This window comes from Bacillota bacterium (assembly GCA_023511835.1).
GTDB lineage: Bacteria > Bacillota > Sulfobacillia > JAIMAT01 > JAIMAT01 > JAIMAT01.
In genome coordinates, this window is the sequence record JAIMAT010000111.1 from 1 (window position 1) to 5,377 (window position 5,377).

The following is a 5,377-nucleotide window of genomic DNA, read 5'->3' on the forward strand; positions in this document are numbered from 1 at the left end:
TGCTGGACGAGCCGCTCTCGGCGCTGGACGCGCCGGCGCGGGAGACGCTGCGCGAGGAGCTGCGGGCGGTGCTGGAAAGGCTGGGCGTCACCGCCGTCTACGTGACGCACGACCGGCTGGAGGCGCTGGTGCTGGGCGACCGCCTCGCCCTTCTGGAGCGCGGCCGCCTGGTGGAGGAGGGGCCGCGCGGGGAGCTCTTCGCGCGCCCGCGGACGCCCTTCGCCGCCCGCTTCCTGGGGATGGAGAACCTCTGGCCGGCGCGGGTGGAGGCGCCGGCGGAGGGCGGGCGGCTGCGCCTGCGGGCCGGCGGACTGGCGCTGGAGGCGGCGCCGCCGGCCGGGTGCGAGGCGGCCTGGCGGGAGCGGTGGCGCCCGGGCCGGGCGGCCATCTTGGGCATCCGGCCCGAGCGGGTGCGGCTGGCGGGGCGGGGCGCGGCAGGGGCGGCGGCCGCCAACCGGCTCCCGGCGAGGCTGGAGCGCCTGGCGCCGCAGGGCGCCTTCGACCGCCTGCACCTGCGCGCGGGAGCGGGGGAGGGGCTGCCGCTGGTGGCCGACCTGCCGGCGGGACTGGCCGCGGAGGCGGGCCTCGGCGCCGGCGGGCGGCTGGAGGTGGAGCTGCCGCCCGAAGCGCTCCACCTGATGGAGGACGAAGGACGGAGGGAGGGCGGGACGGATGGCTGAGCGGTTGCGCGCGCTGGACCTGCCGCTGGGCGGGGGCGGGGTCCGCCTCCTGGCCAACTTCGAGCCGGGCGCCGCCGGCGGCGGGCCCTGGCTGCTGGCGCTGCACGGCGCGGGGGGCGAGGCGGGCCACTGGGCGCCGCTGTTGGAGCGGCTGGGCGAGGCGGGGCTGGCGGCGCTGGCGGCCGACCTGCCCGGCCACGGCGGCAGCTCCCCGCTGCCCGGGGAGGCGAGCGTGGAGGCCTACGCCGCCTGGCTGGGCCGCCTGCTGGAGGCGCTGGCGGCCGCCTGGCCGGCGCTGGGGGCGCCGTGGCTGGCGGGTCACTCCATGGGCGGCGCGGTCGCCCAGGAAGCCGCCCTTCGCTTTCCGGAACGGCTGGCGGGCCTGGTCCTGGTGGCGACGGGGGCGCGCCTGCGCGTCGCGCCCGCCCTTCTGGAGGAGCTGGAGGCGGGAGGATGGCCGCCTCTCCTCCGCGCGCCGGAGGCGGAGGGGGGCGGGGGGAGCGCGCCCGGAGAGGGCCGGCTGCTGCGGCTGCGCGAGGACCTGCTGGCCTGCGACCGTTTCGACCGCCGCGCCGAGGTGGCGGCCATCCGGCTGCCGACGCTGGTGCTGCAGGGCGGGGAGGATCCGCTGACGCCGCCCCGCTACGGGCGCTTCCTGGCCGAGACGATCCCCGGCGCGCGGCTGGAGCTGGTGGAGGGGGCGGGCCACTTCCTCCAGCTGGAGGCTCCGGAGGCCTGCGCGCGCGCCATCCTGGCCGCGGTCAGGCCATCTCCCGGAGCGTCCGCAGCCAGGCGCTGACCGCCTCCGCCGCCTCCTCGTTCACCTGGTGGCCCATGGCGTAGAGGCGGAGGGTGACGTGGGCGCCTAGCGCCTCGAGACGGTCGCGCGTCCGCTCCGCCTCGGAAGGCGGGATGAGCGGATCCTCGCGGCCGTGGGTGAGGAGTGCCTCCAGCCCCTCCAGCGGCCGCGCCCGCCCCTTCCCGGGAGCGGGCGCCGCCCCGGCCCCCGGCGCCCGCGCCGCTTCCAGCAGCTCCTCGGGCGGCAGCCGCCCGCTCATCATCAGCAGGGCGCCCACCTGCGCGGGGCGGCGCAGGGCGAGCGCCGCAGCCATCATGGCTCCCTGGCTGAAGCCGCCCACCACCACCTGCCGGCGCCCGGGGGCGTAGCGCTCGCACAGCTCGTCGAAGAGCCGCTCCAGCCGTCCCAGGGCCTCGAGAAAGCCGGCCGCCTCCACCTCCAGAGCCGGCCCGCGGAAGCCGAACCAGGCGTAGGCGCCGGGGCCCAGCTCCAGCGGCCCCCGGGCCGAGACCACGCGCAGGCCGGGCCAGGCGGAGGCCAGCGCCAGCAGGTCCTCCTCGTTGCTCCCGTAGCCGTGCATCAGCAGGACCAGCGGCGGGCGCGCGGCGCCGGGCTCCGGCTCGCGGACGCGCCGCTCCAGCGGTTCCCCAACCATCCTCAGGGCACCCCGTCTCCGGACGTTGCCTCCATCATACGCCGGGGCCGCCTCGCGGTCCCGCGGGCGGCGCGCCGGCGGCAGGCGCCGGTGATAGGATGGTGCGCGGGTTTTTCCGTGCGGAGGTGAGCGTCCACGCAGGGGTCGCAGGCGAGCGGCTCCCTCCTCTTGCGCGCCTGCCGCGGCGAGGCGGTGGAGCGGACGCCCGTCTGGCTGATGCGCCAGGCGGGCCGCTATCTTCCCGAGTACCGGCGGCTCCACGAGAGGTACGGCTTCCTCACGCTGGTCAAGACGCCCGAGCTGGCGGCGGAGGTGACGCTGCAGCCGCTCAGGCGCTTCCCCCTGGACGCCGCCATCCTCTTCGCCGACATCCTGCTGCCGCTGGAGGCGATGGGCCTCCCCCTGCGCTTCGTGCCAGGAAGCGGTCCCGTCCTCGACCGCCGGCTCGGCGAGCGGCGCGACGTGGAGCGGCTGGCCGTGCCGCCGGCGCGAGAGGCGCTGGGCTACGTGCTCGAGGCGGCGCGGGCCGTCCGCGCCGAGCTGGCGGCGCGCCCGGCCTCGGGGGGCGGCCCGGTGCCGCTGATCGGCTTCGCCGGCGGCCCCTTCACCCTGGCCAGCTACGCGGTGGAGGGCGGCGGCTCGCGCGACCACCGGCGGACCAAGGCGCTCCTCTGGCGGGAGCCGGAGCTCTGGCGGGAGCTGATGGAGCGGCTGACCGCCCTCACCGTCGACTACCTGGCGGCGCAGGTGGAGGCGGGCGCGCAGGTGCTTCAGCTCTTCGACTCCTGGGCGGGGGCGCTGGCGCCGGCGGAGTACCGGCGCGCCGTCCTGCCCTGGAGCCGGCGCATCGCCGAGGCGGTGGGCCGCCTGCGCACGCCGGAGGGCGAGCCGGTGCCGCTCATCCACTTCGTCACGCCGACGGCGGGCCTGCTGGAGCTGGTGGCCGAGGCGGGCGGCGACGTCATCGGCCTCGACTGGCGCATCGACCCGGGCGATGCGCGGCGGCGGCTGGGCGAGGGGCGGGCGCTGCAGGGCAACCTCGACCCGCTCCTGCTGGTCGAGGCGCCGCCCGAGCTGCTGGAGGCGCGCGTGGCGGAGATCCTCCGGGCGGCGGGGCCGCGCGGCCACGTCTTCAACCTGGGGCACGGCGTCGACCCGGCGACGCCGCCCGAACACGTGGCCTGGCTGGTGGAGGCCGTCCACCGCCTGGGCCCTCGGGGAGGTGGCGAGCGTTGAGCGGGCGCGGGCTGCGGGAGGGGCGCTGGGGTGTCATCCTGCTGGGGTTCGGCGGGCCGGAGCGGCCGGAGGAGGTGCCGGCCTTCCTGAGGAAGCTGCTGCGCCGCGAGCCGCCCCCCGCCCTGGAGGCGGAGGTGGGCGAGCGCTACCGGCGCTTCGGCGGCTCGCCGCTGCCGGCCGTCACGCGGCGGCAGCGCCAGCTGCTCGCCGCCGAGCTGGAGCGGCGCGGGCTCCGGTGGCCGGTGGAGGCGGGCATGGCCTACGCCGAGCCCTCGATCGAGGAGGGCCTGCGCAGGCTGGCGGAGCAGGGGGTGGAGCGGCTCCTCCTGCTCAGCCTCACCCCCTACCGCTCGGCGGTCAGCGTGGACGAGTACGAGCGGGCGGCGCTGGAGGCGCTCCGCCGCCTGGAACTGCCGCTGGAGCCGGTGCGGGTGCCGCCCTGGCACGAGCACCCGCTCTACCTGGGCGCGCTGGCGGAGCGACTCCGCGAGGCGCTGGAGGAGGTGCCGCCAGAGGAGCGCGAGGGGGTGCCCGTCGTCTTCAGCGCTCACAGCCTCCCCCGCTCCATGGTGGAGGGGGGCGACCCCTACGTGCGGCAGCTGGAGGCCACCATCCGCGGCCTCAACCGCCTGCTCGGGCCGCTCAACTGGCGGCTGGGCTTCCAGAGCCGCGGGCGGGCCAGCGCCGAGCCCTGGCTGGAGCCGGACGTGCTGCGCCTCCTGGAGGAGCTCCGCCTCCAGGGGCACCGGCGGGTGGTGGTCGACCCCATCGGCTTCCTGGCCGACCACCTGGAGACGCTCTACGACAACGACGTGGAGCACCGCGAGCGGGCCGCCGAGCTGGGGCTGGCCTTCCACCGCGTCCGCTGCCTCAACGACTCGCCGGCGCTGATCCGGCTGCTGGCCGAGGTGGCGGTGGCGGCCGCCGCGGCCGCGCCGGCGGGGGAGGGGGGAGCGTGAGCGCGGCGGCGAGCGCAGCCGGGCGGGCGCGGGCGGTGGTGGTGGGCGGCGGCGTCGCCGGCCTGGCGGCCGCCCTGGAGCTGCGCGCCCGCGGCCTGGAGGTGCTCCTCCTGGAGGCCGGGCCGCGCCTGGGCGGCAAGGTGCGGAGCGAGCGGGTGGACGGCTTCCTCCTCGAGTACGGTCCCGACTCCTTCGTCACCTACAAGCCCGGCGTGGTGGAGATGGCCCGCCGCCTGGGCCTGGAGGGGCGCATGATCCCCACCGAGCCCGGCCCCGGCTCCTTCATCTGGTCGCGGGGCCGCCTGGAGCCGGTGCCCGCCGGCCTCGACCTGATGGTGCCCGCCGACCTGCGCCAGCTGCTGGCCACGCGCCTTCTCAGCTGGCCCGGGAAGCTGCGCGCCCTGGCCGACCTGGTCGTCCCGCCGCGCGCCGGCGGCGGCGACGAGAGCCTGGAGTCCTTCGTCGTCCGCCGCCTCGGCCGCGAGGTGCTGGAGCGGCTGGCCGAGCCGCTCATCGCCGGCATCCACGGGGCGCCCCCGGAGCGGATGAGCCTTCTGGCCGCCTTCCCCCGCTACGCGGAGATGGAGCGCGAGGCGGGGGGCCTCATCCGCGCCGTGACGGCACGCCGCCGCGCCGCGCGGGCCGCCGGGGCCGGCCGGGGGGACGGCGCCGCGCCGCCGGCGGGGGCGAACGGCGCTGCCCCGGGGCCGCGGCGCACCTTCTTCATGAGCTTCGACGAGGGGATGGGCACGCTGGTCGAGGCGATGGCCGCCGCGCTGGCCGAGGCGGGCGTCCCCGCGCGCCTCGGCGAGGCCGTGGAGGCGCTGGAGCCGGCGCCCGGGGGGCGCGGCTACCGGCTGCACCTGGCCGGGGGCGAGCGCCTGGAGGCGGAGGGCGTGGTGGTGGCCGTCCCCGCGCCCTCCGCGGCCGCCCTGCTGGAGCGCCTCGACGCGGAGCTGGCGGAGCTCCTGGGCGCCATCGAGAGCACGCCCGTGGCGGTGGTCAACCTGGCCTACCGCCAGGAAGCCTTCCCCGAACCCCTCCGCGG

General features: G+C 78.4%; 6 protein-coding genes. 5 read left to right on the top strand and 1 reads right to left on the bottom strand.

Annotated elements, in window-relative coordinates; genetic code table 11:
* Nucleotides 1-680 (top strand): TOBE domain-containing protein (locus K6U79_10825; protein ID MCL6522844.1); only part of this gene is annotated, 680 nt, incomplete at its 5' end.
* Entirely contained in the window at nucleotides 673-1,479 is an 807-nt protein-coding gene (locus tag K6U79_10830) for an alpha/beta hydrolase (protein MCL6522845.1), read from the top strand. The genes K6U79_10825 and K6U79_10830, both read left to right, overlap by 8 nt.
* Here K6U79_10830 and K6U79_10835 read toward each other — a convergent pair.
* Nucleotides 1,442-2,134: an alpha/beta fold hydrolase gene (locus K6U79_10835; protein MCL6522846.1), complete on the bottom strand. Its 693-nt coding sequence runs from the start codon at nucleotides 2,132-2,134 to the stop codon at nucleotides 1,442-1,444. The two genes, K6U79_10830 and K6U79_10835, sit on opposite strands and share 38 nt — an antisense overlap.
* Nucleotides 2,135-2,302: 168 nt before the next feature.
* On the opposite strand from K6U79_10835, the gene hemE reads away from it, so the two are divergent.
* The 3 genes from hemE to hemG form a co-directional block, all read left to right on the top strand.
* Nucleotides 2,303-3,370 (top strand): uroporphyrinogen decarboxylase, encoded by a 1,068-nt coding sequence (gene hemE, locus K6U79_10840; protein MCL6522847.1) that lies wholly within the window; start codon nucleotides 2,303-2,305, stop codon nucleotides 3,368-3,370.
* Nucleotides 3,367-4,329: a ferrochelatase gene (gene hemH / locus K6U79_10845; protein ID MCL6522848.1), complete on the top strand. Its 963-nt coding sequence runs from the start codon at nucleotides 3,367-3,369 to the stop codon at nucleotides 4,327-4,329. Before hemE ends, hemH begins: the two co-directional genes overlap by 4 nt.
* The coding region (gene hemG / locus K6U79_10850) for a protoporphyrinogen oxidase (GenBank protein MCL6522849.1) at nucleotides 4,236-5,377 on the top strand (1,142 nt) is incomplete at its 3' end. The genes hemH and hemG, both read left to right, overlap by 94 nt.

Coding starts and splice junctions, on each gene's coding strand:
- K6U79_10835 (MCL6522846.1), bottom strand. CDS start 2,134: ATGGTTGGGGAACCGCTGGAGCGGCGCGTCCGCGAGCCGGAGCCCGGC.
- K6U79_10830 (MCL6522845.1), top strand. CDS start 673: ATGGCTGAGCGGTTGCGCGCGCTGGACCTGCCGCTGGGCGGGGGCGGG.